At 43.3% G+C, this 26229-nt stretch carries 22 protein-coding genes; 14 read left to right on the top strand and 8 right to left on the bottom strand.

All coding sequences use genetic code 11. The features are described from left to right. Window positions 1-136: 136 nt before the first annotated feature. The 6 genes from RMZ42_RS15220 to RMZ42_RS15195 all read right to left on the bottom strand — a co-directional run bounded on the left by RMZ42_RS15220 (window position 137) and on the right by RMZ42_RS15195 (window position 8045). Window positions 137-370: a hypothetical protein gene (locus RMZ42_RS15220; protein ID WP_322672180.1), complete on the bottom strand. Its 234-nt coding sequence runs from the start codon at window positions 368-370 to the stop codon at window positions 137-139. A 44-nt stretch (window positions 371-414) separates the two neighbouring features. Continuing rightward, the gene (locus RMZ42_RS15215; RefSeq protein WP_322672179.1) at window positions 415-2892 is read right to left on the bottom strand and encodes a filamentous hemagglutinin N-terminal domain-containing protein; all 2478 of its coding nucleotides are present in this window, start codon (window positions 2890-2892) and stop codon (window positions 415-417) included. 309 nt (window positions 2893-3201) lie between these two features. Next, entirely contained in the window at window positions 3202-3540 is a 339-nt protein-coding gene (locus RMZ42_RS15210) for a hypothetical protein (protein WP_322672178.1), read from the bottom strand. Window positions 3541-4057: 517 nt separating this feature from the next. Further along, the gene (locus RMZ42_RS15205) at window positions 4058-6520 is read right to left on the bottom strand and encodes a filamentous hemagglutinin N-terminal domain-containing protein (protein ID WP_322672177.1); all 2463 of its coding nucleotides are present in this window, start codon (window positions 6518-6520) and stop codon (window positions 4058-4060) included. A gap of 168 nt (window positions 6521-6688) precedes the next feature. Continuing rightward, entirely contained in the window at window positions 6689-7015 is a 327-nt protein-coding gene (locus tag RMZ42_RS15200; RefSeq protein ID WP_322672176.1) for a hypothetical protein, read from the bottom strand. Window positions 7016-7217: 202 nt separating this feature from the next. Then, complete coding sequence (locus tag RMZ42_RS15195) at window positions 7218-8045, bottom strand: carbohydrate ABC transporter permease (RefSeq protein ID WP_322672175.1); 828 nt, start codon at window positions 8043-8045, stop codon at window positions 7218-7220. 181 nt (window positions 8046-8226) lie between these two features. Between RMZ42_RS15195 and RMZ42_RS15190 the strand changes: the two genes are divergently transcribed. The 5 genes from RMZ42_RS15190 to folE all read left to right on the top strand — a co-directional run bounded on the left by RMZ42_RS15190 (window position 8227) and on the right by folE (window position 13154). Beyond that, window positions 8227-8925, top strand: coding sequence for an aldehyde oxygenase (deformylating) (locus RMZ42_RS15190; RefSeq protein ID WP_322672174.1), 699 nt, complete (start codon window positions 8227-8229; stop codon window positions 8923-8925). A 130-nt stretch (window positions 8926-9055) separates the two neighbouring features. Beyond that, entirely contained in the window at window positions 9056-10075 is a 1020-nt protein-coding gene (locus tag RMZ42_RS15185) for a long-chain acyl-[acyl-carrier-protein] reductase (protein WP_322672173.1), read from the top strand. A gap of 189 nt (window positions 10076-10264) precedes the next feature. Then, the gene (locus RMZ42_RS15180) at window positions 10265-11245 is read left to right on the top strand and encodes an acetyl-CoA carboxylase carboxyltransferase subunit alpha (protein ID WP_094349744.1); all 981 of its coding nucleotides are present in this window, start codon (window positions 10265-10267) and stop codon (window positions 11243-11245) included. A gap of 362 nt (window positions 11246-11607) precedes the next feature. Next, window positions 11608-12333, top strand: coding sequence for an SDR family oxidoreductase (locus RMZ42_RS15175; protein WP_322672172.1), 726 nt, complete (start codon window positions 11608-11610; stop codon window positions 12331-12333). A 113-nt stretch (window positions 12334-12446) separates the two neighbouring features. Further along, window positions 12447-13154, top strand: coding sequence for a GTP cyclohydrolase I FolE (gene folE / locus RMZ42_RS15170; protein ID WP_322672171.1), 708 nt, complete (start codon window positions 12447-12449; stop codon window positions 13152-13154). Window positions 13155-13246: 92 nt separating this feature from the next. Here the strand turns inward: folE and RMZ42_RS15165 are convergent, their stop codons facing one another. Beyond that, complete coding sequence (locus RMZ42_RS15165) at window positions 13247-13876, bottom strand: phosphoribosylanthranilate isomerase (protein WP_322672170.1); 630 nt, start codon at window positions 13874-13876, stop codon at window positions 13247-13249. Between the two features lie 114 nt (window positions 13877-13990). Between RMZ42_RS15165 and psaK the strand changes: the two genes are divergently transcribed. From psaK to RMZ42_RS15120, 9 genes are all read left to right on the top strand, one after another. Next, a complete protein-coding gene (psaK, locus tag RMZ42_RS15160) occupies window positions 13991-14245 on the top strand; it encodes a photosystem I reaction center subunit PsaK (RefSeq protein ID WP_322672169.1) in 255 nt (84 codons plus the stop codon). Window positions 14246-14585: 340 nt separating this feature from the next. Beyond that, window positions 14586-15782, top strand: coding sequence for a site-2 protease family protein (locus tag RMZ42_RS15155; protein ID WP_322672168.1), 1197 nt, complete (start codon window positions 14586-14588; stop codon window positions 15780-15782). 283 nt (window positions 15783-16065) lie between these two features. Beyond that, on the top strand, window positions 16066-17436 hold the full coding sequence (gene der / locus RMZ42_RS15150; protein WP_322672167.1) for a ribosome biogenesis GTPase Der: 1371 nt from the start codon (window positions 16066-16068) through the stop codon (window positions 17434-17436). Between the two features lie 200 nt (window positions 17437-17636). Beyond that, entirely contained in the window at window positions 17637-18554 is a 918-nt protein-coding gene (locus RMZ42_RS15145) for an energy-coupling factor transporter transmembrane protein EcfT (protein ID WP_322672166.1), read from the top strand. Window positions 18555-19416: 862 nt separating this feature from the next. Beyond that, window positions 19417-19695 carry a transcriptional coactivator PipX gene (gene pipX / locus RMZ42_RS15140; RefSeq protein ID WP_069068710.1) on the top strand — a complete coding sequence of 93 codons (279 nt, stop codon included), beginning with the start codon at window positions 19417-19419 and terminating at the stop codon, window positions 19693-19695. Further along, window positions 19692-20360 (top strand): YggS family pyridoxal phosphate-dependent enzyme, encoded by a 669-nt coding sequence (locus RMZ42_RS15135; RefSeq protein WP_322672165.1) that lies wholly within the window; start codon window positions 19692-19694, stop codon window positions 20358-20360. Before pipX ends, RMZ42_RS15135 begins: the two co-directional genes overlap by 4 nt. 392 nt (window positions 20361-20752) lie before the next feature. Then, a complete protein-coding gene (locus RMZ42_RS15130) occupies window positions 20753-21358 on the top strand; it encodes a cell division protein SepF (protein ID WP_322659462.1) in 606 nt (201 codons plus the stop codon). A gap of 176 nt (window positions 21359-21534) precedes the next feature. Beyond that, window positions 21535-22353 (top strand): pyrroline-5-carboxylate reductase, encoded by an 819-nt coding sequence (gene proC / locus RMZ42_RS15125; RefSeq protein WP_322672164.1) that lies wholly within the window; start codon window positions 21535-21537, stop codon window positions 22351-22353. A 141-nt stretch (window positions 22354-22494) separates the two neighbouring features. Continuing rightward, entirely contained in the window at window positions 22495-25170 is a 2676-nt protein-coding gene (locus tag RMZ42_RS15120) for an RNA helicase (RefSeq protein ID WP_322672163.1), read from the top strand. A gap of 242 nt (window positions 25171-25412) precedes the next feature. Here RMZ42_RS15120 and RMZ42_RS15115 read toward each other — a convergent pair whose 3' ends face one another. Then, a complete protein-coding gene (locus RMZ42_RS15115; protein ID WP_322672162.1) occupies window positions 25413-25793 on the bottom strand; it encodes a hypothetical protein in 381 nt (126 codons plus the stop codon). Between the last annotated feature and the right edge of the window lie 436 nt (window positions 25794-26229).

The following is a 26229-nucleotide window of genomic DNA, read 5'->3' as shown; positions in this document are numbered from 1 at the left end:
AGAAGTTGGACTTTAATACACATAATCATGATTCTGTCAATGCGTAAGTCCTAGTTATTTCGGCGTACCCATTTGTTATTTCGGCGTACCCATTTGTTATTTCGGCGTACCCATTTGTTATTTCGGCGTACGCAGTTTATCTTTCAGTCTTTGGAATTGCTGAGAGTAAGGCACGGAGAGCGTTGTTAACAGCTTCTGATGTTTTGAATATCTCAGCGACATCAGCATCAAGAGTAACTGTCAAAGGAGCTTTTTCTTGCTGACTAGCAAAACGGTTGGGCAAGGCTTTGCGATAGTCAAAGTTATACTCTGGAAGCAAGTCAATCGCAACAAGAGCAGCAATTGCGTAGGTGTAGCCAGCCGTAGGCATCGCGGATGACTGCAAAGTTACGAAATATCGCCATATCTCAAATTTTAATGAGCAGCGCAAGATGTATTGGTGAGCGATGAATTATGGGGCGATTGTGTGGGTACTTGAGCAACCAGAACTACGTTCCCATTGGCATCTATTACCCAGCCTTGGGCTTCTACAATTTGAGTAGGTTCATTGACAAAATTAACTTTCTGTAATTTTTTTTCTGTGTTTCTCTGCGCCTGAACAACGGCTCTTTTCTGAATACTGCCAGCACGATTCTGATTCTCTGGAGGGAGCGCGATCCAATCTGCTAGTACAGCATCATCAGCTATCAATGGCTCCGTGGGATCGGCTACTACTCCTCCACGTCCAGTGGTAATAAATGAACTTCTTGCTATTTTTCCACCAGAACTACAACTAGCAACAATTTGCCGCGAAGCATCAACCAGATTTACGGGCAATTCTACTAATCCTTTACTGGGGTCAGCATCTGGTGAGTTGATTTGTACTGTACCGTTTAATGAAGGGTTTTGCTGAGAAAATGCCGTGATGTCATTTGTTGGCAGGTTATTCGGGTTTGTTTGGCCTGTTGGGTCAAGTCTCTCTACGTCTGCACCTGTGCGAGGCACAAAACCAAAAAGGTTCTTAGCAGTGATTGTGATTTTACCACCAGAGCCAGAGAAGCCGTTGGCGGTGATATCGCTATTTTCTAAGGGAGCGGCAACAAGGAAGCCATTTGGTGCTTTGATGGTAATATTACCGCCATCTCCATCACCTCCGGCATTAGTAGATATTTGACTATTGCGGTGCATCAGTAATAAATCCCGCACCTGTAGCGCAATATTACCGCCCTTACCTAACTCACTATTAGATGTAAGTTTTCCTTTATCCAGCAGGATAGAGCGAGCGTTTATATTGAGTTCGCCTGCTTGACCTAAATTGGATACACTCCCTTGAGAGTTGAAATCGTTTTCAGCCTCACTGCTCACAGTTATTGCAGCTCCATCCCGGACAATCAATTGCTTTGTAGTTACTATTAAGTTGCCGCCATCTCCAGACCCTTTAGTTCCAGCAAACAACCTACTGAGCTTAGAACCATTTGGTGAAGTTCCACTTACTTCTACCAATTCAGAGGCGTTCACTGTCAAATTTCCTGCATATCCTGTGGCTGGTATAAATTGATTTGACTTAATAAATAGTATTGCCGAAGACTCTGCTGATACCCCTGCTCCCCCCTGGATACGCAACATTTTGGTATTTATAGTTATATCACCAGCATTTTTCTCACCAGCGCTAAACAATCCGCTGGGTAGTAAATCAGTACCATCTGGCAATGGCGTGATAGTGCCGCCGATCAGTTCCACCGAATCTGAGGCATTTACGATTAATTGACTCGGTAAACCCGAACCACGATTATACATTAATACTTGTGCTCCACCCCTGACAATCAACTTCGCGGTAGCGATCTGTATGTTTCCAGCGTTTCCAGTTGAGTCTGAGTCAGTCCCACTTGACAATATTGCACTACCGTCAAGTTCTAGAGACTCGGCGGCAGTCACTATCAAATTCCCTCCTTGTTGCGATCCTAAAGTGTTAGCAGAAATCTGTGAGCCGCCATTAAGCAGTACGCGCCTGCCTTGTATTTGGATATTACCGCCACCATCGCCACTACTATCTACAATAGATTGATATGTGTTAGAACCATCAGTTCGCTGGATGAATTGAATATTCTGGAAATTCTGAACACCTTCATACCCTAAACTCCAGCCTTGGTTTGTAGGATTCAGACTGACCAGACTATTGCCAGCGACACTTCCTAGCTCAATTCGTCCCGACTCTGCTGTTAAATTTCCTCCATCCAGGGTGATATCATTACCTACAAGTGCCAAGGTTTTGCCTTGCTGCACCTGTAGACCAACAGGTGTTTTTAAGAAGGAACTGGTTACGCCACCTGGACTTGCTTGGGATTGATTGTGGATCGTTCCTGGTGTAGCTCCAAATTGTAAGCCAACGGGAACACTGACTGTCAGAAGGGGTGTGGTTTGGCGATCTGTGGCGCTAAAGTTAGTACCATCGGCAAAATTCAGACTACTTGCTGTACTTGCCACGAATGAACCGCGAATGTCTAGAGACGCATTGGGGCCAAAAATAATCCCGTTGGGATTAATTAGAAAGAGGTTGGCATTACCGTTAGCTCGAAGTGTACCATCAATATTAGAAACAGACTTGCCTGTTATCCGAGCAATGACGTTATCAATATTTGCCGCATTGTTAAAGTAAGCTGTACTGCCAGTGAGAACAGAAAACTGTTCAAAGCTGTGGAACAAGTTTGTACCATGAGTTGCCCCACCATCAATTTGGTCAGTAGGCTTACCATTGATTAGCGTGGGTGTAACAACTGAATTTTCCGATCCCAAAGTGTCATCTCTGACAATCTGAGCCAAAGCATAACTCTCAGAGAAGGTGAGCGCTCCAGTAATTCCTAAAGCACTCACTAATCCTAACTTCCAGTACCAAATAGTTCGGCTTTGAGCCATTATATAATTTGCACCAAAAAACAATAGTTTAGTGAATTACTGCTCATTACTAATTATGATAATGAAACTGTGAGATGATCTATTCAGCCTAACTTCGTGAGTATAAAAATCGGTATTTTCATATTCAATTAAATGGGGGCTTTTAGCTGCTCTATGAAAACCACATCCTTTAGAGCTGATTCGTAAAGAAAATCTTAAGGGTACTCAACCCATTACTAGGTCTGAATTTCAGCGAATAAATGCTGTATTGATTTAAATTACTGAAACCCTTATTAGACAAGTACTTTACTTGAGTTTACAAATTAGCTCTTAGCAGTAGCAGCCTTTAATACTTTGGTTTGTGGGGCAAGGGATACACAATAATTTATTCACTAGCATTAATTCCTGTTTTGTCCCTCCTATAATTTCTGACAAAAATTTCTTGATTTGCTCATTATCAACAGTATTACCATGTTGAATTTTATTTATATCTATACTGCATTGAAACTTAATTTTAAGAATTTTGTCTCCTGATATAGAATACTTTTCGAGTACTTTGTGAAAGTTAGAATTCTCCAGTATCTCACTTATTTCCTGCTGAATTTCGTTTTGTATCTGCTGTAATATTTCAGCATCTATAACTGTTGACTGTCCTGTTTGAGATTCCATGAATTTTGCTCTCCTTGCAGACTGATAAATGTGTGAACTTATTTTATGATGTACTAAATTAACGTGAGTTTGATTAGTACAGTTTGGCAACGAAGGAATCAATAATACAAAGTCTAGAGTGGTATGAAAGCATTAGGTTTCTAACGCTCTTGTGAACTCTGATAATTATGACTTCAGCTTGGCTAGTTATAATTACGTATTGTGTAACAAAACTTCATATATTTCTGTCGGATTTTCTTAAAGGATTTATGAATCTGGCTACTCACCGTTGATTACTTAGAGAATTGAGTAATTAATACTTCCTCAAGTCTCACACTCTGCTTACGGTTTAGATAAGCTTACAAGCTTTATTAAGGCGATGAAGGTTATTACAAAGTAGCGATGTGATGGGCTAGGCTAATGCGCCACACCTGATTTGAGAAAAAAGCGATCGCTCATATAAAGTTCATTGCAAAGATAGCGATGTCTACGACGGTCTACGCCGACGCACCAACAAAAGTTATGAGAATCTCAAATTTTAATTAGCACCGCAAGATGTAGCAACGAGCGAAGAGTTATGAGGCGATGCAGTAGGTACTTGAGCAACCAGAACCACATTCCCATTGGCATCTAGAATCCAGCCTTGGGCTTCTACAATTTGAGTAGGCTCATTGACAGAATTAACCTTCTGTGATTTTTCTTCTGTGTTTCCCTGCGCCTGAACAACTGCTCTTTTCTGAATACCGCCAGCACGATTCTGACTCTCTGGAGGAAGGGCGATCCAATCTGCCAACACTGCATCATCAGCTATCAATGGCTCTGTGGGATCGGCTTGTATTCCTCCACGCCCAGTAGTAAAAAATGAACTTCTTCCTATTTTTCCACCAGAACTACAACCAGCAGCAATTTGCTGCGAAGCATCAACCAGATTTACAGGTAGTTCCACTAATCCTTTACTGGGGTCAGCATCCGGTGAGTTGATTTGTACTGTGCCACTTAATGAAGGGTTTTGCTGAGAAAATGCAGTGATATCACTTGTTGGGATGTTATTCGGATTTATATCTTTTGGATCGAGTCTCTCCACCTCTGCACGGGTGCGTGACACAAACCCAAAGATATTCTTAGCAGCGATCGCGATTTTACCACCAGAACCAAAGTTGGCGTTGGCGGTAATATCGCTATTTCCGAAGGGAGTAGCGACGAGGAAGCCATTAGGTGCATTGATGGTGATATTACCGCCAGTTTTATCACCTCCAGCATTAGTAGAGATTTGGCTGTTGCGACGCATCAGTAACAAGTTCCGCACCTGTACCCCAATATCACCGCCCTTACCTGACTCACTATTAGATGTGAGTTCTCCTTTATCCAGCAGGATGGAACGAGCGCTTATATTGAGTTCGCCTGCTAGACCGAAATTGGATACACCCCCTTGATAGTTAACATTGTTTCGAGCTTCACTGCTCACAGTTATTGCCGCCCCATCTTTGATAATTAATTGCCCTGTAGTTAAGGTCAAGTTGCCGCCATTTCCAGGCCCTTGAGTGCCAGCAAATAAGCTACTGAGCCTAGAACCATTTGCTGAGGTTCCGATTAATTCTACGGACTGGGAGGCGTTCACTGTCAAATCTCCTCCATTTCCGGTAGCTGGTATAAATTGGTTAGAAAAACGCCCAAGTACACCCTCAGAACTTGTTGATATTGCTGCCCCTCCCTCGATACGTAACTTTCCAGTATTAACTATTATGCTGCCAGCATTTTGAGCGCCATAAGTTGCACTAAATAATCCACTGGATATTAAATCACTACCATCTGGCAAAGGAGAAATGGGGATACCTGCAATTAGTTCTACGGAATCTGAGGCGTTGATGGTCAATTGCCCGGCCAATCCCGAACCAACATTGAACATTAAGACTTGCGCTCCATCTTTGGCAATCAACTTTCTGGTAGTAATATTTATATTCCCAGAGTTTCCAGTGTCGAAAGTTCCAGTAGACAAGAACGTATTTAGTCCAAGTTCTACAGACTCGGAAGCGTTCACTGTTAAATTTCCTCCTGGTTGCGCTCCCAGGGTAAAAGCCAAAATTTGTGAACCGTCAGTTACCAGTACTCGTTGTCCTTGCAGGTGGATATTACCGCCACCTTTGCCACTGGTATCTACAGTAGATGGAATCTCACTTTGCTGGGTGAGTTCGATGTTCTGAAAATTTTGAACACCTTCATATCCTAGCGCCCAACCTTGATTCGTTGAATTAAGACTGACCAAACTATTGCCAGCAACGCTTCCTAACTCAATTCTTCCCCCACTTGCTGTTAAATTCCCGCCCTCTAGCGTTATATCGCCGCCTATAAGTGCTAGGGTTTTGCCTTGCTGCACCTGTAGACCAACACCTTGTCCGAAGGTATTAATTGCATTATTAGGACTTGCTTGGGATTGATTGCGGATAGGTCGAGCATTTGTTCCGAATTGTAAACCTATAGGAACACTTTCTGTGAGTAGAGGTGCAGTTTGAGGTGATGTAGCACTAAAGTTTGTACCATCAGCAAAGTTCAAACTACTCGCCGTACTAGCCACAAATGAACCGCCAATATTTAAAGAAGCATTAGGCCCAAAAACGATGCCGTTAGGATTAATCAGAAATACGTTGGCTGTGCCGTTAGCTTTGAGAATGCCATCTATATTAGAAACAGAATTGCCTGTCACCCGACTGATGATGTTCTGAATATTGATTGCATTGTTAAAATGGGCTGTCCTTCCCGCAGAGATAGAAAATTTTTCAAAGCTGTGGAGCAAGTTTGTACCACGAACTGCTCCACCATCGATCTGGTCTATAGGCTGACCATCGATTAGCTTTGGTGTAATGATTGAACTTTCAGATCCAAGTGTGGCATCTTTTTGAATTTGAGCTAGAGCAAAACTCTCAGCAAAAGTGAGCACTCTAGCAATTACTAAAGTACTCACTATTCCTAACTTCCAGTGGCAACTGCTTCGATTTTGAGACATGAAAAACTGGCGCTCAAAACATCAGAGTTTATTAAAATACTGCTTTTTGCTAAGTAGTGATGTTAGTACGCTGATGTTATCTTTGTAGCCTAGCTACTACATAAAAGCAAAGTTTAGTATTTTTACATTCACTAGAATAAACTCTTTGCAGTCCGAAGATAAAATTATTTAGCAGTTACAGCCTAAAGGGCTACCAGTTGATGGACAAGGGATACACAATGCTTTTTTGACTAACACAATTTCTGGTATTGAAGGTCTTGAAGTTTCTGCCAATAATGCATTGGGTTGCTGTTCATCAAGTGCATCATCAGATTGGAGTTGATTTGGATCGAGATTACACTGCCAATGAATTCTCAAGACTCTATATTCTAATAAGCCGTACTTTTCAAGCACTGAGTGTAAGTCAGCGTTTTCTAGGCTTTCATTCATTTTCTGCTGAATTTCTTCTTGTAACTGCTGTAATATTTGAGGATCTATGACTTGTTGAGAACTCATGAGTGTTTTCGTTCCTGACGGGAGGTGTATAATTATTGCTTCAGTTTAGTTAGCAATGATTACGCTCAGTGTCATAAAAGTTCATAATTTTCCTGCGAGATTTTCTTTACAGCTATTTTTAACTAATACCAATTCAAATTATTTCTTGTCGAGTGGGCATCTCTAGTAACTAAAATCGGGCTTCCACTTACCGCCTTCCCCACTAATTCTTAATCCCTGTCGCAGCAATACCCTGAAGAAATTGACGCTGACCGATGAGAAATAATACCATCACTGGAATTGTGGCTATTGTTACTGCTGCCATCATCAAGGGCCAATTATTCGTAAATTGCTCCTGAAACTCAGCCAATGCTAGTTGCACTGTGCTTAATTCTGGTCTTGTCGTAAATACTAGAGGCTTAAATAAATCATTCCACTCACCGATGAAGGTGAACAAAAACAGCGTTAGCAAGGCCGGACGGGCTAAAGGTAACATCACCCGCCACAAAATTTGCAGTCGGTTCGCCCCATCTATCGCTGCGGCTTCCTCTAACTCTACAGGAATTGTCTGGAAATACTGACGTAATAAGAAAATCCCATATCCGCTAACCGCAGTGGGTAAAATCAGCGCCCAGTATGTATTTATCAGGTGTCCCCACTTCAACACCAAAAAGATGGGAATCACCAATAACTGAAAGGGAATCACTAAAGTTGCTAAAACGACTAATAACAGTGCTTGGCGTCCCCGAAACTTCAACCGTGCTAGGGCGTAACCAGCTAAAGCAGAAGTGACAATCTGAAACGCCGTCACAGCGATCGCTACCAAGGTAGAATTAGCAAACGCGAGCAAAAATTTTCCTTGTTGCCACGCAACGCGGTAATTTGCTAAAGACCAGTTATTTTTGAACAAATTTTCTGGGCTGGCGGATGTCGGTGCAAAGGAGGTGAGAAAGACCACAAACAATGGTAGTAAAACGATAAATGCCCCTAGCAGTAAGATTACTAGGCTCAAAAAATCGCTAGATTTCAGATTCGAGTTTGATTTGAACATAAACTTAAACTGCAAAGCATTTATTTCGCTAGTACTAGAACATTGCCCCCAGCAACAATTAATCTATAAACATAGTCTACTTGTTAAGTTAAATTAAACCACAGTAATTGTTACTCTTAGTTCATAGGGAAAATCAATACTTGGTGTCAAATAACTCAGGTTTACAGGAGTAAAGATAACTATGCAGCAGCTTGCAGACCAATTTAAAGAATTAGATTTCAAGAGCGAAACATACAAAGATGCTTATAGCCGGATTAATGCGATCGTGATTGAAGGGGAACAAGAAGCCCATGAAAATTACATCACATTAGCCCAACTGCTGCCAGAATCTCATGATGAATTGATTCGCCTCTCCAAGATGGAAAGCCGACACAAGAAAGGATTTGAAGCTTGTGGGCGGAATTTGGATGTCACCCCAGATTTGCAATTTGCCAAGGAATTTTTCTCTGGACTACACCAAAATTTCCAAACAGCAGCAGCGTCCGGGAAGGTCGTTACTTGTCTGTTGATTCAGTCTTTGATTATCGAATGTTTTGCGATCGCAGCATATAACATTTACATCCCCGTTGCCGATGCTTTTGCCCGCAAAATCACGGAAGGAGTAGTAAAAGATGAGTATAGCCACCTCAACTTTGGAGAAGTTTGGTTGAAAGAACACTTCACAGAATCCAAAGCTGAACTTGAACTTGCAAATCGCCATAACCTACCCATCGTCTGGAAAATGCTCAACCAAGTAGAGGGTGATGCCCACACAATGGCAATGGAAAAAGATGCTTTAGTAGAAGACTTTATGATTCAATACGGTGAAGCATTAAGTAACATAGGCTTCACGACTCGCGACATCATGCGCTTGTCAGCCTACGGACTCATAGCCGCTTAAAAAAGTTAGGAGTGAGGAATGATTAGTGAGAAATTATGAATCGTACTCCTAACTCCTAACTCCTAACTCCTAACTCCTAACTCTACTAAATTCCACGCCCTCAAGACAGCATAAGCCTAATAATCACTACATGTTTGGTCTAATTGGACATTTGACTAGTTTAGAACACGCTCAATCGGTAGCTCAAGAATTGGGATACCCAGAATATGCCGATCAAGGGCTAGACTTTTGGTGCAGCGCCCCACCGCAAATTGTCGATAGCATTATTGTCACCAGTATAACTGGGCAACAAATTGAAGGACGGTATGTAGAATCTTGCTTTTTGCCAGAGATGCTTGCTAGTAGGCGCATCAAAGCTGCAACACGCAAAATCCTCAACGCGATGGCCCATGCACAAAAGCATGGCATTAACATTACAGCTTTAGGCGGATTTTCCTCAATTATTTTTGAAAACTTTAAGTTAGACCAGTTTAGCCAAGTCCGCAACATTAAACTAGAGTTTGAACGGTTCACTACAGGAAACACACATACTGCCTACATTATTTGTAAGCAGGTGGAAGAAGCCTCAAAACAATTGGGCATCGATCTGTCAAAAGCGACTGTTGCTATATGTGGCGCAACTGGAGACATTGGTAGTGCAGTTACCCGCTGGCTAGATGCGAAAACAGATGTCAAAGAACTTCTGTTGATCGCCCGCGACCAAGAACGCCTCAAAGAACTGCAAGGCGAACTGGGGCGAGGAAAAATCATGGGTTTGACAGAAGCATTACCTGAAGCTGACATTGTAGTTTGGGTTGCGAGTATGCCTAGAGGCGTGGAAATAGACCCGGCCACTTTGAAACAACCCTGTTTATTGATTGATGGTGGCTATCCGAAAAACTTAGCAACAAAAGTTCAGCATCCTGGTGTATATGTGTTAAATGGTGGGATTGTCGAGCATTCCCTGGATATTGACTGGAAAATTATGAAAATCGTCAATATGGATGTGCCAGCCCGCCAGTTGTTTGCTTGTTTTGCCGAATCAATGCTGCTGGAATTTGAGAAGTTATACACGAACTTTTCCTGGGGACGGAATCAGATTACCGTAGACAAAATGGAGCAGATTGGTAAGGTATCAGTGAAACATGGATTTAGACCGCTACTGGTTTAGTCATTGGTCATTGGTCATTGGTCATTAGTCATTGGTCATTAGTCATTGGTCATTGGTCATTAGTCATTAGTCATTAGTCATTAGTCATTTGTTATTTGCAAAGGACAAAGGAGAAAGGACAAAGGACAAAGGACAAAAGACAAAAAACAAAGGATAGATAACTTATAACTCGTACTTATAAACCCTACGATGGCAACTACCGAGCGTAAACCGCTACTGTTAGATTTTGAAAAGCCCCTAGCAGAACTTGCAACCCGAATCGATCAAATTCGGCAACTTGCAGAAGAAAATGGCGTAGATGTTTCTGGTCAAATTCGTCAACTAGAAGCACGCGCCATGCAACTACGTGAGGAAATTTTCACTAGTCTATCCCCGTCCCAGCGATTACAAGTCGCTCGTCATCCGCGTCGCCCCAGTACTCTCGATTACATTCAGGCAATTAGTGATGAATGGATGGAATTGCATGGCGATCGCTGTGGTGGTGACGATCCGGCTTTAGTTGGTGGTGTTGGTCGTCTAAGTGGGCAACCTGTGGTGATGTTGGGCCATCAAAAAGGGCGCGATACTAAAGACAATATTGCCCGTAACTTTGGAATGCCTTACCCTGGTGGCTATCGCAAAGCTATGCGATTGATGGAACACGCTAACAAGTTTAGTATGCCAATACTAACCTTTATCGACACACCAGGAGCTTGGTCTGGGGTAGAAGCAGAACACCAAGGTCAAGGAGAAGCGATCGCCTACAACTTACGGGAAATGTTTTGCTTAGATGTGCCAATTATCTGCACAGTTATCGGTGAAGGTGGTTCCGGCGGCGCACTTGGTATTGGTGTAGGCGATCGCTTACTCATGTTTGAACACTCCGTTTATACCGTCGCCACTCCCGAAGCCTGCGCTGCAATTTTGTGGAAAGATGCTGGTAAGGCTCCCCAAGCCGCTGTGGCGCTAAAAATTATTTCCCACGACCTGAAAAAGTTGGGAATTATCGACCAAATACTGCCTGAACCCACTGGTGGCGCTCATTCCGACCCCTTAAAAGCCGCTACTACTCTTAAGCAAGTGCTGATGGAAAACTTAGACGAACTCAATCGTTTAACCGCTCCAGAACGCCGCCAACTGCGCTATGAAAAATTCCGCAAAATTGGTGTCTTTACAGAAGTTGCCCACTAAAGCAACTCTATAATGATAGATTAGCAAAACAGGAATGCTATAATTGCCTATGTGCTTAAAGATTTTTAACAATCTAGCCATAGGCATTTGCATTTTTTGCAAGTCTACTCAATTTGATTGAGTGGATTTTGTATTATGTAAATAATCTAATTTGAATGTACGATGTACCGCGTGGTTTTCCAGGCAACAATTTGTTGTCTTTACTGTTAAAAACCACAATATGGTTACTATTGTGCTGCATCATAACATCTGCTTAATGAAAATCATCAGATTTTTAGATTCCTTTAATCTATCCAAACCGAGAAGTGTGAATAATGGGGTGGTAATAGGCTTTGGGAACTGCCAAAACATTGGGAGACACTATGAGTGTTGAGCAAAAACGACGCGCCCTGATTACTGGGGCCAGTAGTGGAATTGGGAAAGCAACAGCTTTAGCCTTTGCAAAAGCGGGAATAGATGTTGCCTTAGTCAGCCGTTCTTTGGATAAGTTGGAGGCAGTAAGAGAAGCCGTAGAGCATACTGGGGTGGAAGCGAAAGCTTACGCTGTAGATTTAGCGCGGATTTTGGAAGTCAAAGACAAGATCCAAGCGATCGCCCTTGACTTTGGTGATATAAACATTCTGGTAAACAATGCTGGCATCGCTTATACAGGCGCTTTGAGCGAAATTCCCCTAGAAGACTGGCAGCAGGTAATTGACTTGAATCTCACCAGTGTGTTTCAGTGCATTGTGGGGATTTTACCTTCAATGCGCGATCGAGGCACAGGCACAATTATCAACGTCGCCTCAATTGCCGCCAAGCAACCCTTTCCCGGTTGGGGAGCATACAGCGTCAGCAAAGCTGGTTTGATAGCCCTCTCTCAAACCCTGGCACAAGAAGAACGCATTCACGGTATTCGTGTCACAGCTATTTGTCCCGGCGCAGTCAATACCGAACTTTGGGATACAGAAACAGTCCATGTCAACTTAGACCGTTCCAAAATGTTAACCCCGGAAATTGTGGCTCAATCAATTCTCTACACAGTTCTGTTACCACAACAGGCAGTGATTGATGAATTGACTCTGATGCCCAGCGCTGGCGCACTCTAAATTAGTCCTTCGTCCTTTGTCTTTTGTCTTTTGCAAATGACCAATGACCAATGACCAATGACCAATGACTAATGACTGATGACTGATGACTAAACCATAACCAAGACTGAATCATGACTATTGCTAGTTCCAACGGTTCCAATTGCTCTCAATCGCCTCTGATTCCCGATTTGGCAGAAGCCATAACTCCTAGACCCGATCGCAACACCCACAACGGGCGACAACCGGATGTGTTCCCGCCAACAGAGGAACAGATGGAGGAAATGAAAGACGCCGTGCGGACACTAATACTGGGAGTTGGCGAAGACCCCGAACGCGAAGGACTCCTAAAAACACCCAAACGAGTAGCCGAAGCAATGCGGTTTCTGACCAGTGGCTACAACCAATCTCTTGAAGAACTTGTTAACGATGCCATCTTTGATGAAGGGCATAGCGAGATGGTACTTGTTAGAGATATTAACTTCTTTAGTCTGTGCGAACACCACATGCTGCCATTTATGGGTAGAGCGCACGTTGCTTATATTCCTAACCAAAAAGTTGTTGGACTGAGTAAGCTGGCCCGGATTGTTGAGATGTATTCCCGTCGCTTACAAGTACAAGAGAGACTAACCCGCCAAATTGCCGAAGCAATCCAGACCATTTTAGAACCTCAAGGCGTTGCTGTAGTGATGGAAGCTAGCCACATGTGTATGGTGATGCGTGGCGTCCAGAAACCAGGTTCTTGGACTGTCACGAGCGCAATGCTTGGTGTATTTCAAGAAGACAACAAAACCCGCGAAGAATTTTTCAACTTGATTCGCCACCAACCAGCATTCTTTTAATAAATGGGGAGTGGGGTTAGGGGAGAGGTGACAGGTAACAGGTGACAGGGAATAATCTGTACCCTGTTACCTGTACCCTATTGCCTTCTTCACTACCTCCTCCCCAACTTCTCAAACAACTTGGCTACTTTATCTAAATCCTTATCTCCTGGTGTCCGTTCCACACCACTAGATAAATCAACGCCGCTAGGATTAACCTGATTTAGGGCTTGCACAATATTATCGGCTGTTAATCCTCCTGCTAAAAGCCAAGGACAACTAGGGCTAAATTGCTCTAGCATCGTCCAATCTAAAGTTTTGCCTGTACCACCTAGTTGTTGCGGATGGTAGGCGTCAAGTAGCAAAGTATCTACAAATTTGGTGTAATCAGCCGTTGTGTCAAGATGCTCAAGACTACGAATTCTCAGTGCTTTAATAATTTCGACATTGGGTAAAGCTTGACGTAATTGGTAGCAAAAATTTGTTGATTCATCTCCGTGCAACTGCACACCAGTCAATCCAGAATCAGCAACTATCTGACTGATTTCAGGGATACTAGCGTTGGCAAAAACCCCAATTGTGTCAATATTTGCTGGGAGTTCTGCCACTGCTGCCCGAATTTGGGATTTAGTCACGTAACGAGGTGAGTTTGGCACACAAATAAATCCTAATGCCGTTGCGCCTAGAGAGGCGATCGCTATAGACTGCTGTGGTTGAGTGATGCCGCAAATCTTAACGCGCATAAAAAATTTAACAACAAATTTAAAATAATATCAAGAAAGTCTAAACTATCCGAAAAACTTTTGTGCCTTGGTAATTTTATAATCTTGTAGGTCTATATTTTAGGAGACAAAAGCTTGATTTCATCTATTTTACTAGCAGCAGCTGAAACTGTTCCCGCAACACCCGCGTGGAATCCCACAGTAGGAATCATCATCAGCATCAGTAGCTTAGTAATAGTTTTACTAAGTACTAGGATTGAAAAACCCTTAGTTGGACCCAAGTTCCCTATCCTGCCGATTAGTATTCCAACATTCGTTGCAGCGATGGCTTTTGGTCATATTATCGGCGTTGGCATTGTTTTAGGATTGACTAACATCGGTCGTCTATAGTTTTGTGATGACAGAGGTGTTACTATGTAACCCCGCTATCGATGCAAAACTCCTAAAAATGATTTTGGGCAGGGGGAGTAGGGGGTGAAGAAGGGAATAGGTTACAGGGTAAAGAGTATAGATTATTCCCTGTCACCTGTTACCTCTCACCTTTACCTTAACCTCATGCCCAATTCCCAATTCCAGAGTTTTGCTCACAGGCATTAATTGTCTATTCTAGAAATAAGAGCATTTCGTCACTTGTTACTACCGAATCGATACTCAATATAGATGTGTATAGGAACAAAGGAAGTATTTCGGTATAAAAAGTACTGGCGATATCTAGTTTTAGGGCAATGTAATGCAAACAAATTGGAGAATTGGGTCATTATTTGGAATTCCCCTGTTTTTAGACCCGTTATGGTTTGTGATTTTAGGGTTGGCAACCCTGAATTTTGGGGTAGCTTACCAGGAATGGGGGCCTGTTATAGCTTGGAGTGCTGGAATAGTTATGGCACTGCTGCTATTTGGTTCGGTGCTATTGCATGAGTTGGGTCATAGCTTGGTAGCCCGATCGCAAGGTATTAGAGTTAATTCAATTACCCTATTTATGTTTGGCGGGATTGCTGCCATTGAAGAAGAATCTAAAACTCCTTTTAAAGCCTTTCAAGTAGCGATCGCTGGGCCTTTGGTGAGTATCATCCTATTTGTCCTACTCCGTCTGGCAGCTTTTCTGATTCCTGATACTAATCCCCTCAGTGTCATGGTTGGAGATTTAGCGAGAATTAACTTAGTAGTGGCTCTATTTAACCTGATTCCTGGCTTACCTCTAGATGGGGGCCAAGTGTTAAAAGCAGCACTATGGCAAATCACAGGTAATCGTTTTCAAGCCGTACACTGGGCTGCAAGGGCTGGGCAAATATTGGGTTATGCTGCGATCGCTTTCGGATTTGTTGTAGACTTCGTCACCAGAGAGTTAGTAGTTGGTTTGTGGATTGCGCTGTTGGGTTGGTTTGCTGTCCGCAACGCTAACACCTATGACAACATGACTACATTGCAAGAAAGCCTGCTCAAGGTGGTGGCGGCCGATGCAATGACTCGTGACTTTCGCGTAATTGATGCTGACCAGACATTACGTTCCTTTGCCGATTTATACCTCTTAGAAACCAATCCCTCACAAGTTTATTTTGCTGCTTCTGATGGACGTTACCGGGGTCTAGTTTCCATTGACGATTTCCGTTTAACCCAAAGGAGTGAATGGGAAACCGAAACCTTACATAGCATAGTGCATCCGCTGACAGAAATACCTACCGTTGCAGAGTCAACAGCGATCGCTGAGGTAATTAACAAGCTAGAAAATGAGCAGTTACCGAGAATTACCGTCCTTTCTCCGGCTGGTGCTGTAGCTGGTGTAATCGATCGGGGAGATATTGTGCGATCGCTGGTAGAAAAGTTAAATTTGCAGATAACCGATGCTGAAATTAAGCGCATCAAGGAAGAAGGTAGCTATCCACCAGGGTTGCAACTGGGAGTAATCGCGAAATCAACTACAAATTAAACGTCATACCCTCGTCATAGGTTTGCAATAGATACGTCAAAAGCGTGTGTGATATTTAATTTGGTATTTGGTTACAAAATGCTTTTTTTGGGTAAAAGGTAGGAAAATTTCCTACCTTTTTTATTTTTCAAAGTATGGTATTACCAAACAGCCCACACTTCGGCTGCGCTCAGTGACCGTCGTAGACATCGCCTCAGATGATGGGAAATTATTAAAACTTCAAGTTTAAAGCGAGTAAAATGTAAGTACGTGATATACTACGTGTCTCACTTACCCTGGTTTTATGGCACTGCCAATTGTTGCAATTATCGGACGCCCAAATGTGGGCAAATCCACCCTGGTTAATCGACTCGCCGGGGAACAAACGGCGATTGTCCATGATGAACCTGGAGTGACACGCGATCGCACTTATCTACCAGCTTTCTGGAATGGTCGCGAATTTTTAGTGGTAGACACTGGTGGTTTAGTTTTTAATGATGATACCGAATTTTTACCACTGATTCGCCAACAGGCAATGACAGCCCTTGCAGAAGCATGTGGCGCTATTTTTGTCGTCGATGGTCAAACAGGCCCCACATCGGCAGATTTAGAAATCGCCGAATGGATGCGCCAACAACCCGTACCTGTACTACTAGCTGTAAATAAATGTGAATCCCCAGAACAAGGCTTAATGCAAGCTGCCGAGTTTTGGGAATTGGGATTGGGCGAACCTTATCCCATCTCCGCGATTCATGGCAGTGGTACAGGAGAATTACTCGACGAGTTAGTTAATCACATCCCTGCTATTGAAGACATTCCAGAAACGAATGAAATCAAAGTAGCAATTGTGGGACGCCCGAATGTGGGCAAATCGAGCTTACTCAACTCTTTTGTCGGGGAAGAAAGGGCAATTGTCAGCCCCATTTCCGGCACAACCCGCGATGCTATTGATACTGTCATTGAACGAGCCGGACAAACCTACCGCTTGATTGACACCGCCGGCATTCGTAAAAAGAAACACATCGAATACGGCACAGAATTTTTTAGTATTAACCGGGCTTTTAAAGCGATTCGCCGCGCTGACGTGGTTTTATTAGTAATCGATGCTTTAGATGGAGTCACCGAGCAAGACCAAAAATTAGCTGGGCGGATTATCGAAGATGGTCGAGCTTGCATCATCGTCGTTAATAAGTGGGATGCAGTCGAAAAAGACTCTTACACAATTTACGATTACGAAAAAACTCTGCAATCACGGTTACATTTTACCGAATGGGCAGAAACAATTTTTGTGAGTGCCTTGTCAGGACAACGGGTAGAAAAGATTTTAGAATTGGTGAAAACGGCGGCTGAATCACACAAACGCCGTGTCAGCACATCAGTGATTAACGAAGTCTTAACAGATGCCGTTAGCTGGCATTCACCGCCGGCATCCCGTGGTGGGCGTCAAGGGAAGATTTATTATGGTACACAAGTAAGTAGCCAACCACCAACGATCGCACTATTTGTCAACGACTCGAAACGCTTCAACGACAACTACCGCCGCTACATTGAACGGCAATTTCGTCAACAGCTAGGATTTAAAGGCACGCCAATAATTTTGCTGTGGCGGAGCAAGAAAGTCCGTGATGCCGAAAGTGGTAATGTTAATAGAGCAACTCGCGTCAAAATAAGTTAGGAGACGCGATGAATCGCGTCTGTACAAGAGAGATGCGATTAATTGCCTCTGTACAAGAGTTATGAGTTAAAGTCAAAATTGCTAACTATAGAACCCTATCGACTTGAGTTTGATAACGGCAGAAGATGAAAGTTATGAGTTAAAGTCAAAACTCCTAACTCCTCACTCCTAACTACTCACTCTTAACTCCTAACTCTAAAATGGATTTATTGCGATCGCTGCCACTTGGACTTTATTTAGAACAACCCCAAACTTGGCTGCATAAAATCGATCCGCGAGTCAAGTTCGCTTGGTTGATGAGCTTTTTAACTAGCTATGTTTTAGCCAACAACTTTTGGCGGGTGCTGCTGGTGGTAATTTTGATTATTGCCACCTTGATTGCCAGAATTCCCCGACGTGTATGGCAGCAGCAAATGGGTTGGCTATTAATGCTATCTTTTTTTGTGCTAGCGATCGCAGCCATTAGTCCTGATGGATTGGGTGTAGATTATCAGTCACGTCTGCCAGCGAATGAACAAATATTAACGCAGCCAGCCAACTCTAATAATATTCAAGAGCCACCAGCCGAGAAAAAAGCATACAGCTACGTGCTATTTCATAAAGGCCCGGTTAAAGTAACTCGCTACTCATTGAGTTTGGCAGTACGCCTGAGTACACTTATATTTACCGTCATTTACAGCACTAACCTCTATCTGCTGACAACCGCACCAGAAGAAATCACATCTGGCATAGAAAGCTTAATGCAACCCTTGCGACGCTTCAAGTTGCCTGTCACAGAAATTGCTTTAACTTTAACCTTGTCCTTGCGCTTTATTCCCTTGGTTTTAGAAGAAGTGCAAAACTTATTTCGCTCCGTAATGACAAGGGCAATTAATTGGAAAAAGCTGGGATTGAAAGGAGCATTCAAGGTTTGGATGACAGTTGCAGAGAGACTTTTAGAAAATCTGCTCTTACGAGCCGACCAAATGGCAAATGCCATGATGGTGCGGGGTTTTACCAGTCCCAATGAGCATCGAGTCCAGTGGCACGATTTACGATTAAAAGGGCGTGACTGGCTGGCGATCGCAACTTTAATCTTATTCTGGGGAATACGGCTAGCTATCGGAACTCAGGCGTAATTTTGCACCGAAAAAATGGTAAGAGGTAATACAGCAGAATTCAGAATTCAGGAGTCAGAAGTAAAACATTAAATTGCCGTCTCTACCAAAGACTAATTATTGTAGAGACTGCGATTCATCGCGTCTCTTACCTTAACCGAACAGTATTGAGCTATAAGTAACAATATGGTAGGGTAATTTAAATAGCTACCCAGCCATAAAATTGATCCCCTACCATTTCCTGTAGATTTTAGCTATTAACCAGCCTTACGCGAACACTACAAACTAATCTTAAGATTTTCGATCGAGTACCCTTATAAATCTCTGCACAATGCTCAGGCACAAATTGCACCACTGAAAATACTGGATAATCAATAGACCTTTTGCATAAATGATAGTTTTCTTCCAGTACCCAGTACCCAATCCCCATTACCCTTTATCCCCAGAGGGAACCCCACCTTCCCCAATTTTGTGCCATTGGGCAACAGTTGTGGCAGTATGGAAAGAAGTTGAAAAATTCGCCGTTGCCGTTGGGAACTTCAAAGGGTGTTTTTCCTTCTCACGTCGAACTTTCAACCAGAGGAGCGGCAATGTTTTGTGCCTTGTCCCCACAGATTGCTAAATTGAAGTCACCAAAGCAGATGGTGATATTTGTCAAACAGCCTCTACTTTTTGAATCTACGCTTCGCGGCTTCTGTTGTACCATTGCGCTTCACTACCACTAGCTTCATCTGCCCATTAGGAACTAGATCGAGGTCTTCGTAACCGCAGCTTCGCATTTTAACCAAATATTCTGACGAATGTTGGTATTATCGTCTGAATGTTTGGAATTCACTGCGAAAAGATATATATACTTCCACCTTGACTACACCTTGACTCTTAAATGAATCCAGAAAACGCAGAAACTTACATAAACCATCCAACTTGGGGTTTACTCTACAAAATCTGTATGGTTGATGAGAACCAGGATTTGTTCACCACACTTTATGCCCAGCGCTTATTTTTTTTGGTGGCAAATGACGTTAAAGGTGTTAAATTCCAGTCTCTAGGACGTACTGAGGCAAGAATGATGTTGGAAAATCGCTTACGTACCCTGCGGCGCAGTGGGCATTCTCAGGAGTACGATCAGCTTCAGAGTGTTTTCCAGCGCACCTTCCAATGAACAGTTCGATTTCCGAACGTATTGTTACTATTCGCTCCTCACTGCCAACTTCAGTCAAATTGATTGCTGTTAGCAAGCAAGTTTCTGTCCAGGCCATTCGCTCTGCATACAACGCCGGAATTCGTGATTTCGGGGAAAGTCGTATCCAAGAAGCTGCCAGCAAACAAGCCGAGTTGCAAGACTTACCGGATATTACCTGGCACTTTATTGGACATTTGCAAAGCAATAAAGCCAAAAAAGCCATTGAGCATTTCCCTTGGATTCACTCCGTGGATAATTTGAAGCTGGCACAGCGCTTAGACCAATTGGCGCAACAGCTAGGAGTGAGTCCCCAGGTTTGCTTACAAGTGAAAATTCTCCCCGATCCCAACAAGTCTGGTTGGAGTGTGCCAGAACTTTTGGCTGATTTACCCACACTCAATTCTTACAAAAATTTACAAATTCAAGGTTTGATGACAATTCCGCCTTCAGGATTAAATGATTCTGAAATTCTCAGTGTGTTTAATCGCAATCGTCAGCTAGCCAAAGAAATCCAGGAGCAAAACTGGTCGCATATTAAAATGCAGCACCTATCTATGGGTATGTCAGGCGACTACGAACTAGCAGTGCAAGCAGGCGCAACGATGGTACGATTAGGAACCATATTGTTTGGCGATCGCTCTTAGCCGATTAATCATCAGCCTTACTCTTGGGTATTAATAGAAATTAATAGAAGCTAAGGATTTGATGACAAGAATTTTGTAACAGACTGGTGCAATCGGAAACAAAGGATATAGTATTGACAAGAGCAATAGCCAAGAGAAAATGGGGTATAAAGAAGTTTCCTTCGGATAAACCTTAGGATATAATCTTGACTCATTATTGTGTTTGGGCGATGCACAGACCTTTCCAATAAGTGTCAGTTCATCGCCAAAACTCGTAATATAGGCTACAACTAGCAATAAAGTTGCTGAAGTATCCATTGATGTAGCGTATACCGCCGTAGGCATCGCTCTTAACTCAATCAATCCTCAGCCAAGTCAATGCAGGCAATTCGCATCAGGAGAGTACACGCACCATGAACAACATATTTTCCAAACTCAGAGACTTTGTGGGTCTAAATGAGCAAGTAGAATACGAGTATTACGAAGAAGAACCAGAAACAGATAATAATAATTACCAAAATCTGTATCAGCAAGAAAATCCCCAGCCAGCACCACAAGAGAGTCCAGCCGCTCAAAATCGACGCTGGCGGGAACCAGTGCCTACAATGGGAGATGATATGACAGCAGGTTCAAAGCCAATGGGGAATGTGATTGGTATGCCAGGAGCAATTAACGGAATTTCGGAAGTTTTAGTACTCGAACCACGCACCTTTGAAGAAATGCCCCAGGCAATTCAAGCGTTGCGCGAACGCAAGTCAGTGGTATTAAATCTGACAATCATGGACCCAGATCAAGCTCAACGAGCAGTAGATTTTGTTGCAGGTGGTACTTACGCACTAGATGGACATCAAGAGCGCATCGGTGAGAGCATCTTTTTGTTTACACCAAGTTGTGTCCAAGTTAGCACCCAAGGTGGCGTTCTTCATGAAGTACCACAACCACCAGTACGTCCCTCTCGTCCGACAACAGGTACTCCAAATCAAACCTGGGGCAACGAAACTAACCGGATGGCACAATAAAGTTAAATTAGTATTTAGTCCTTTGTCCTTTGTCCTTTGTCATTTGTCCTGGGTTTTGCTCATGGTGACAAATGACAAACGACTAATGACTAATGACCAATGACCCTTACGGGTTCGCCAGTCACTCATGGGGGAAACCCCCAAGACCGCGCTGGCTCACTAATGACTAATGACTAATGACTATAAAATTTGGCCTAATTGGTGGTGGGGTAATGGGAGAAGCGCTCTTATCCCGCCTGATCGCGCGTGGAATTTATCAATCATCAGAAGTCATAGTTAGCGAACCACTATCTTCACGCCTAGATTTTTTAAAGCAGCAATACGGTGTTGCTGTAACGACAGATAATAGCCAGGTTTTCACTGAAGCAAAAGAAGTTCTATTTTTGGCAGTAAAACCGCAGGTGTTTAGCGCGATCGCTCAAGAATTAGCAGATATTGATATTCTTAATAGAGAACATACACCTCTAATCATTTCTATTTTGGCGGGTGTGCCCTTAAATCAGCTAGAAGCTGCATTTGTGCAATTGCCAGTGATTAGAGCAATGCCCAACACCCCGGCAACAGTGGGAGCAGGAGTTACTGCGATTTGTTTAGGTGCATATACTAATGCCAAGCATTACCAAATAGCACAGCAAGTTTTTGCTGCTGTCGGTGAAGTCGTGGAAATTTCAGAAGGGCTGATGGATGCAGTTACAGGGCTATCTGGTAGCGGCCCCGCTTACGTAGCGCTCATGGTAGAAGCACTTGCAGATGGCGGAGTAGCCGCAGGTTTACCCAGAGCAATTGCCAATCAACTAGCCTTGCAAACCGTACTAGGAACAGCGAAACTGTTGCAGGAAACCAAAATACACCCAGCAGAACTCAAAGATCGTGTTACCAGTCCCGGTGGTACAACCATTGCGGGGATTGCCAAGCTAGAACAGGCAGGATTTCGTTCAGCTTTAATTGAAGCAGTCAAAGCTGCCACAGAGCGATCGCAAGAACTGGGAAAATAAATAAGAGTCATTTGTCATTAGTCATTGGTCATTAGTTTTAGACAAAAGACAAAGGACAAAGGACAAATGACAAATGACCACTAACGAAGTTGACAAAAGACTCGTTAGTATAGTAAACAATCTGGTTGCAAATGTGATTGAGTGAATTATCCTGCACCGTCTCCAGAACTTGACTTAGGGTTTATATTTCCCTTTGAACTGGATCAGTTTCAAAAAGAAGCGATCGCGTCCCTGAACGCTGGGCGCTCCGTAGTTGTATGTGCGCCCACAGGTTCGGGCAAAACATTAGTTGGGGAATACGCCATTTATCGCGCCCTAGCGCGAGGAAAGCGCGTATTTTATACTACTCCCTTGAAGGCGCTGTCGAATCAAAAATTACGTGACTTTCGAGAAAAATTCGGGTTCGATCGAGTCGGACTGTTAACTGGAGATGCTTCCATTAACAGAGATGCACCGATTTTGGTGATGACCACAGAAATTTTCCGAAATATGCTCTATGGCACACCCATCGGGCAAATTGGCATCTCATTAGTAGACGTTGAAGCGGTGATACTTGATGAGTGCCACTACATGAACGATCGCCAGCGCGGTACAGTTTGGGAAGAATCAATCATCTATTGTCCCCGTGAAGTGCAACTGGCAGCCCTCTCAGCAACGGTTGCCAATAGCGATCAACTCACCGACTGGCTAAATCGCGTTCACGGCCCAACAGACCTGATTTACTCCGATTTTCGCCCAGTTCCCTTAGAATTTCACTTTTGCAATCCCAAAGGGTTATTTCCCCTGCTGAATGATAGTAAAACCAAAATTAACCCTCGACTTCAGAAGAAAAAGGGGAAAGGGGGAGAAAGGGATAGGGGCAGAAATGGCAGACCAGAGGCTCCTGGTATAATTTATACCTTGAGCCAGTTAGAACAACGGGATATGCTCCCAGCCATTTACTTTATCTTCAGCCGCAGGGGATGTGATAAAGCGGTGGCGGAAGTGGGTGATTTATGGCTGGTAAATAATGAAGAGTCTCAGATTTTGCGGCAACAAATTGATGACTTTTTAGCCCGCAATCCTGAAGCTGGACGTTCTGGACAAATTGCCCCCCTGTATCGGGGAATTGCTGCCCACCACGCTGGGATTTTACCTGCTTGGAAAGCATTGGTAGAAGAACTATTTCAGCAAGGGCTGATTAAAGTAGTATTCGCCACCGAGACGCTAGCAGCAGGAATTAATATGCCCGCCCGGACAACGGTAATTTCTACCCTTTCCAAGCGGACTGACACCGGACACCGCCTGTTGAACGCTTCTGAATTTTTGCAAATGGCGGGACGAGCAGGCCGCCGGGGGATGGATAAACAAGGTCATGTGGTGACAGTTCAAACTCCCTTTGAAGGAGCCAAAGAAGCCGCGTATTTGGGAACATCCAAGCCAGACCCTTTAGTAAGCCAGTTTACGCCCAGTTATGGCATGGTACTCAACTTGCTGCAAACCCATACCCTAGAGCAAACCAGGGAACTAATAGAGCGCAGTTTTGGGCAGTACATGGCGACCTTGCATTTACGGCCGGAATACGATGAGATTGCCGAATTGCAAAGCCAATTAGCTCAACTTCATGAGCAAATCGCCGCAGTTAATGAAAATGAACTGGCTGTTTATGAAAAATTGCGGCAACGCCTGAAGGTGGAACGCCAGATATTGAAAACCTTGCAAGAACAAGCACAGGAAAACCGCCAAGAAGAATTGGTGATGATGTTGGGCTTTGCAGTGTCAGGAACTCTGTTGAGTCTCAAGGGCAAAAATATCATGGTGTCTTCCCCGGTAACGGCAGTTTTAGTGGGAAAATCACCTGGTTCTGGTCAAGCTCCTTACTTGGTATGCTTGGGGCACGATAACCGCTGGTATGTGGCAACTACAGGGGATGTAGTCGATTTGTATGCCGAACTACCGCGAATTGAAGTGCCGCCTGATGTATTACCACCACCAGAGATGCCTTTGAAGCCAGGACAATCGCGCCGTGGTAACGAAGAAAGCTTTGCGATCGCCGTGCGTATTCCCAATCCGATAGAATCTTTGCATGTAGCACCAGAAGTAGCAGAACAACTCAGTAAAGTTACTGCTGTTCAAGAGCAATTAGAAGCTCATCCCCTACATCAATCAGGCAATGCGGCAACGCTTTTCAAACGTCGGGCCCGTTATGTCGAACTAGAAGCCGAACTCGAACAGTTGCAAGGGCATGTAGAACAACAGTCACAACGTCATTGGGAAGAATTTCTCAATTTAATCGCCATTCTGCAACATTTTGACGCTTTGGATAACTTAGTCCCCACACAACTAGGGCAAATTGCCGCCGCCATTCGAGGGGAAAATGAATTGTGGCTGGGTTTAGTATTCGCTAGTGGTGAATTGGACAATTTAGACCCGCATCATTTAGCAGCAGCAGCAGCAGCTTTGGTGATGGAAACGCCCCGTCCAGATAGCAAGGTTAACTTCGATCTAAGTAATGAAGTGACAGAAGCCTTGAAAAAATTGCGGGGAATTCGCCACCAAATGTTCCAACGACAACGGCGGTATAACGTAGCGCTGCCGATATGGTTGGAATTTGAGTTGATTGCTATAGTCGAACAATGGGCCCTGGGAATGGAGTGGACAGAACTCTGCGAGAACACTACCTTGGATGAAGGCGATGTAGTGAGAATTTTACGCCGGACTTTGGATTTATTGTCGCAGATACCCCACATTCCCCATTTGCAAGACTCTTTCTTGCGCAATGCCTATCGGGCGATGCAGTTGATTGATAGATTCCCTGTGAATGAGGTAGTTGAATAAATAGGACGCTCTGGCAGACACAGGTATTTAATAATTTCTGTGCATCTTTTTCTCTCAGTACTTATGCAAAAATAGTTGCTGTTGGGGCAATTCATGAGTTGCCCCAGCAATGAACTTACATGTTATCAAATAATAGTAGTGGTACTTAGTTAAAAATGCTTTTTTGGTTTCGTATATTTTTTATGCGTGATTAATCGCGTGTATCTAACAAAAGTTATAGTCGCAATCAGCGCTATTCAATCTTAGTACACCAAGTTTCCAGTACCCTGCAACTGACGCAAAGAATTTATACATAATGGACAGTCGCAACCAAATACTCTAATTGCAGCATCGCTTTCCTCTTCAGTAAAGTTCAACATCGCAACATTCCGATCTGATACTGATGTGACAATAGTTGAGGAACTCTTAGAGGTATACGGATGTTTTCTCTCTGAATCTCGAATGCACACAAAATCTTGTCCACCATGTGGGTTAGTGATACAGGTACGACCGTCTTGTGTGTGCAGTAATCGCTGTGTAATGCTACCACTAGCATGGGCAGGATGAAATGCCACCAGCGTAGACATCATCGACACAAAAATTGAAGAACTGGAAAGCAAATTCAGAAGAATTTTTTTGTTCATAGATTTCCTTGAGAAAATTGTCTATTAGATTAGGGTATTCGATTAACTTTCAAACTTCAAGTGAATTTTCCCTGAGAATAGCTAGATAGACACTTGTTACCCAAGAAAGTTCCATCTCTATACCAGTTCGCTCGGAAATTATTTACTACATTATAATTCAACAATCAAACAGGCTTGATATCTAGCTTTTAGACGTAACCTTATGCAATTGAGCAAATTTCAATCCGCTGTATATTCCCAAGACGGTTATTATTTGCTTGATATAAGTATAAAAGCTTAATCAAATTAGAGCTAGTAATTAGCCCCTCTAGCCCTTTAAATTGTTATACAGAGCAATAAATTGTTCGCTAGGAACAAAATTTATATCTTAGATAATTCTATACAATTGAAAGCCGCCATAGCTATTTTTACAAGATTAAAAATCTTAATTTTAATC

It is taken from the genome of Nostoc sp. DedQUE05, assembly GCF_034530955.1.
Taxonomy (GTDB): Bacteria; Cyanobacteriota; Cyanobacteriia; order Cyanobacteriales; family Nostocaceae; genus Nostoc.
This window is presented reverse-complemented; position numbering and strand designations above follow the sequence as displayed.

Bases quoted from the DNA above. Each gene is read 5' to 3' on its own strand.
- RMZ42_RS15190 (WP_322672174.1), top strand. From the start codon at position 8,227: ATGCAGCAGCTTGCAGACCAATTTAAAGAATTAGATTTCAAGAGCGAA.
- RMZ42_RS15175 (WP_322672172.1), top strand. From the start codon at position 11,608: ATGAGTGTTGAGCAAAAACGACGCGCCCTGATTACTGGGGCCAGTAGT.
- RMZ42_RS15220 (WP_322672180.1), bottom strand. From the start codon at position 370: ATGCCTACGGCTGGCTACACCTACGCAATTGCTGCTCTTGTTGCGATT.
- der (WP_322672167.1), top strand. From the start codon at position 16,066: ATGGCACTGCCAATTGTTGCAATTATCGGACGCCCAAATGTGGGCAAA.
- RMZ42_RS15200 (WP_322672176.1), bottom strand. From the start codon at position 7,015: ATGAGTTCTCAACAAGTCATAGATCCTCAAATATTACAGCAGTTACAA.
- folE (WP_322672171.1), top strand. From the start codon at position 12,447: ATGACTATTGCTAGTTCCAACGGTTCCAATTGCTCTCAATCGCCTCTG.
- RMZ42_RS15195 (WP_322672175.1), bottom strand. From the start codon at position 8,045: ATGTTCAAATCAAACTCGAATCTGAAATCTAGCGATTTTTTGAGCCTA.
- RMZ42_RS15165 (WP_322672170.1), bottom strand. From the start codon at position 13,876: ATGCGCGTTAAGATTTGCGGCATCACTCAACCACAGCAGTCTATAGCG.
- RMZ42_RS15205 (WP_322672177.1), bottom strand. From the start codon at position 6,520: ATGTCTCAAAATCGAAGCAGTTGCCACTGGAAGTTAGGAATAGTGAGT.
- RMZ42_RS15210 (WP_322672178.1), bottom strand. From the start codon at position 3,540: ATGGAATCTCAAACAGGACAGTCAACAGTTATAGATGCTGAAATATTA.
- RMZ42_RS15145 (WP_322672166.1), top strand. From the start codon at position 17,637: ATGGATTTATTGCGATCGCTGCCACTTGGACTTTATTTAGAACAACCC.
- RMZ42_RS15130 (WP_322659462.1), top strand. From the start codon at position 20,753: ATGAACAACATATTTTCCAAACTCAGAGACTTTGTGGGTCTAAATGAG.
- RMZ42_RS15135 (WP_322672165.1), top strand. From the start codon at position 19,692: ATGAACAGTTCGATTTCCGAACGTATTGTTACTATTCGCTCCTCACTG.
- RMZ42_RS15185 (WP_322672173.1), top strand. From the start codon at position 9,056: ATGTTTGGTCTAATTGGACATTTGACTAGTTTAGAACACGCTCAATCG.
- RMZ42_RS15115 (WP_322672162.1), bottom strand. From the start codon at position 25,793: ATGAACAAAAAAATTCTTCTGAATTTGCTTTCCAGTTCTTCAATTTTT.
- RMZ42_RS15180 (WP_094349744.1), top strand. From the start codon at position 10,265: ATGGCAACTACCGAGCGTAAACCGCTACTGTTAGATTTTGAAAAGCCC.
- pipX (WP_069068710.1), top strand. From the start codon at position 19,417: ATGAATCCAGAAAACGCAGAAACTTACATAAACCATCCAACTTGGGGT.
- RMZ42_RS15155 (WP_322672168.1), top strand. From the start codon at position 14,586: ATGCAAACAAATTGGAGAATTGGGTCATTATTTGGAATTCCCCTGTTT.
- RMZ42_RS15215 (WP_322672179.1), bottom strand. From the start codon at position 2,892: ATGGCTCAAAGCCGAACTATTTGGTACTGGAAGTTAGGATTAGTGAGT.
- proC (WP_322672164.1), top strand. From the start codon at position 21,535: ATGACTATAAAATTTGGCCTAATTGGTGGTGGGGTAATGGGAGAAGCG.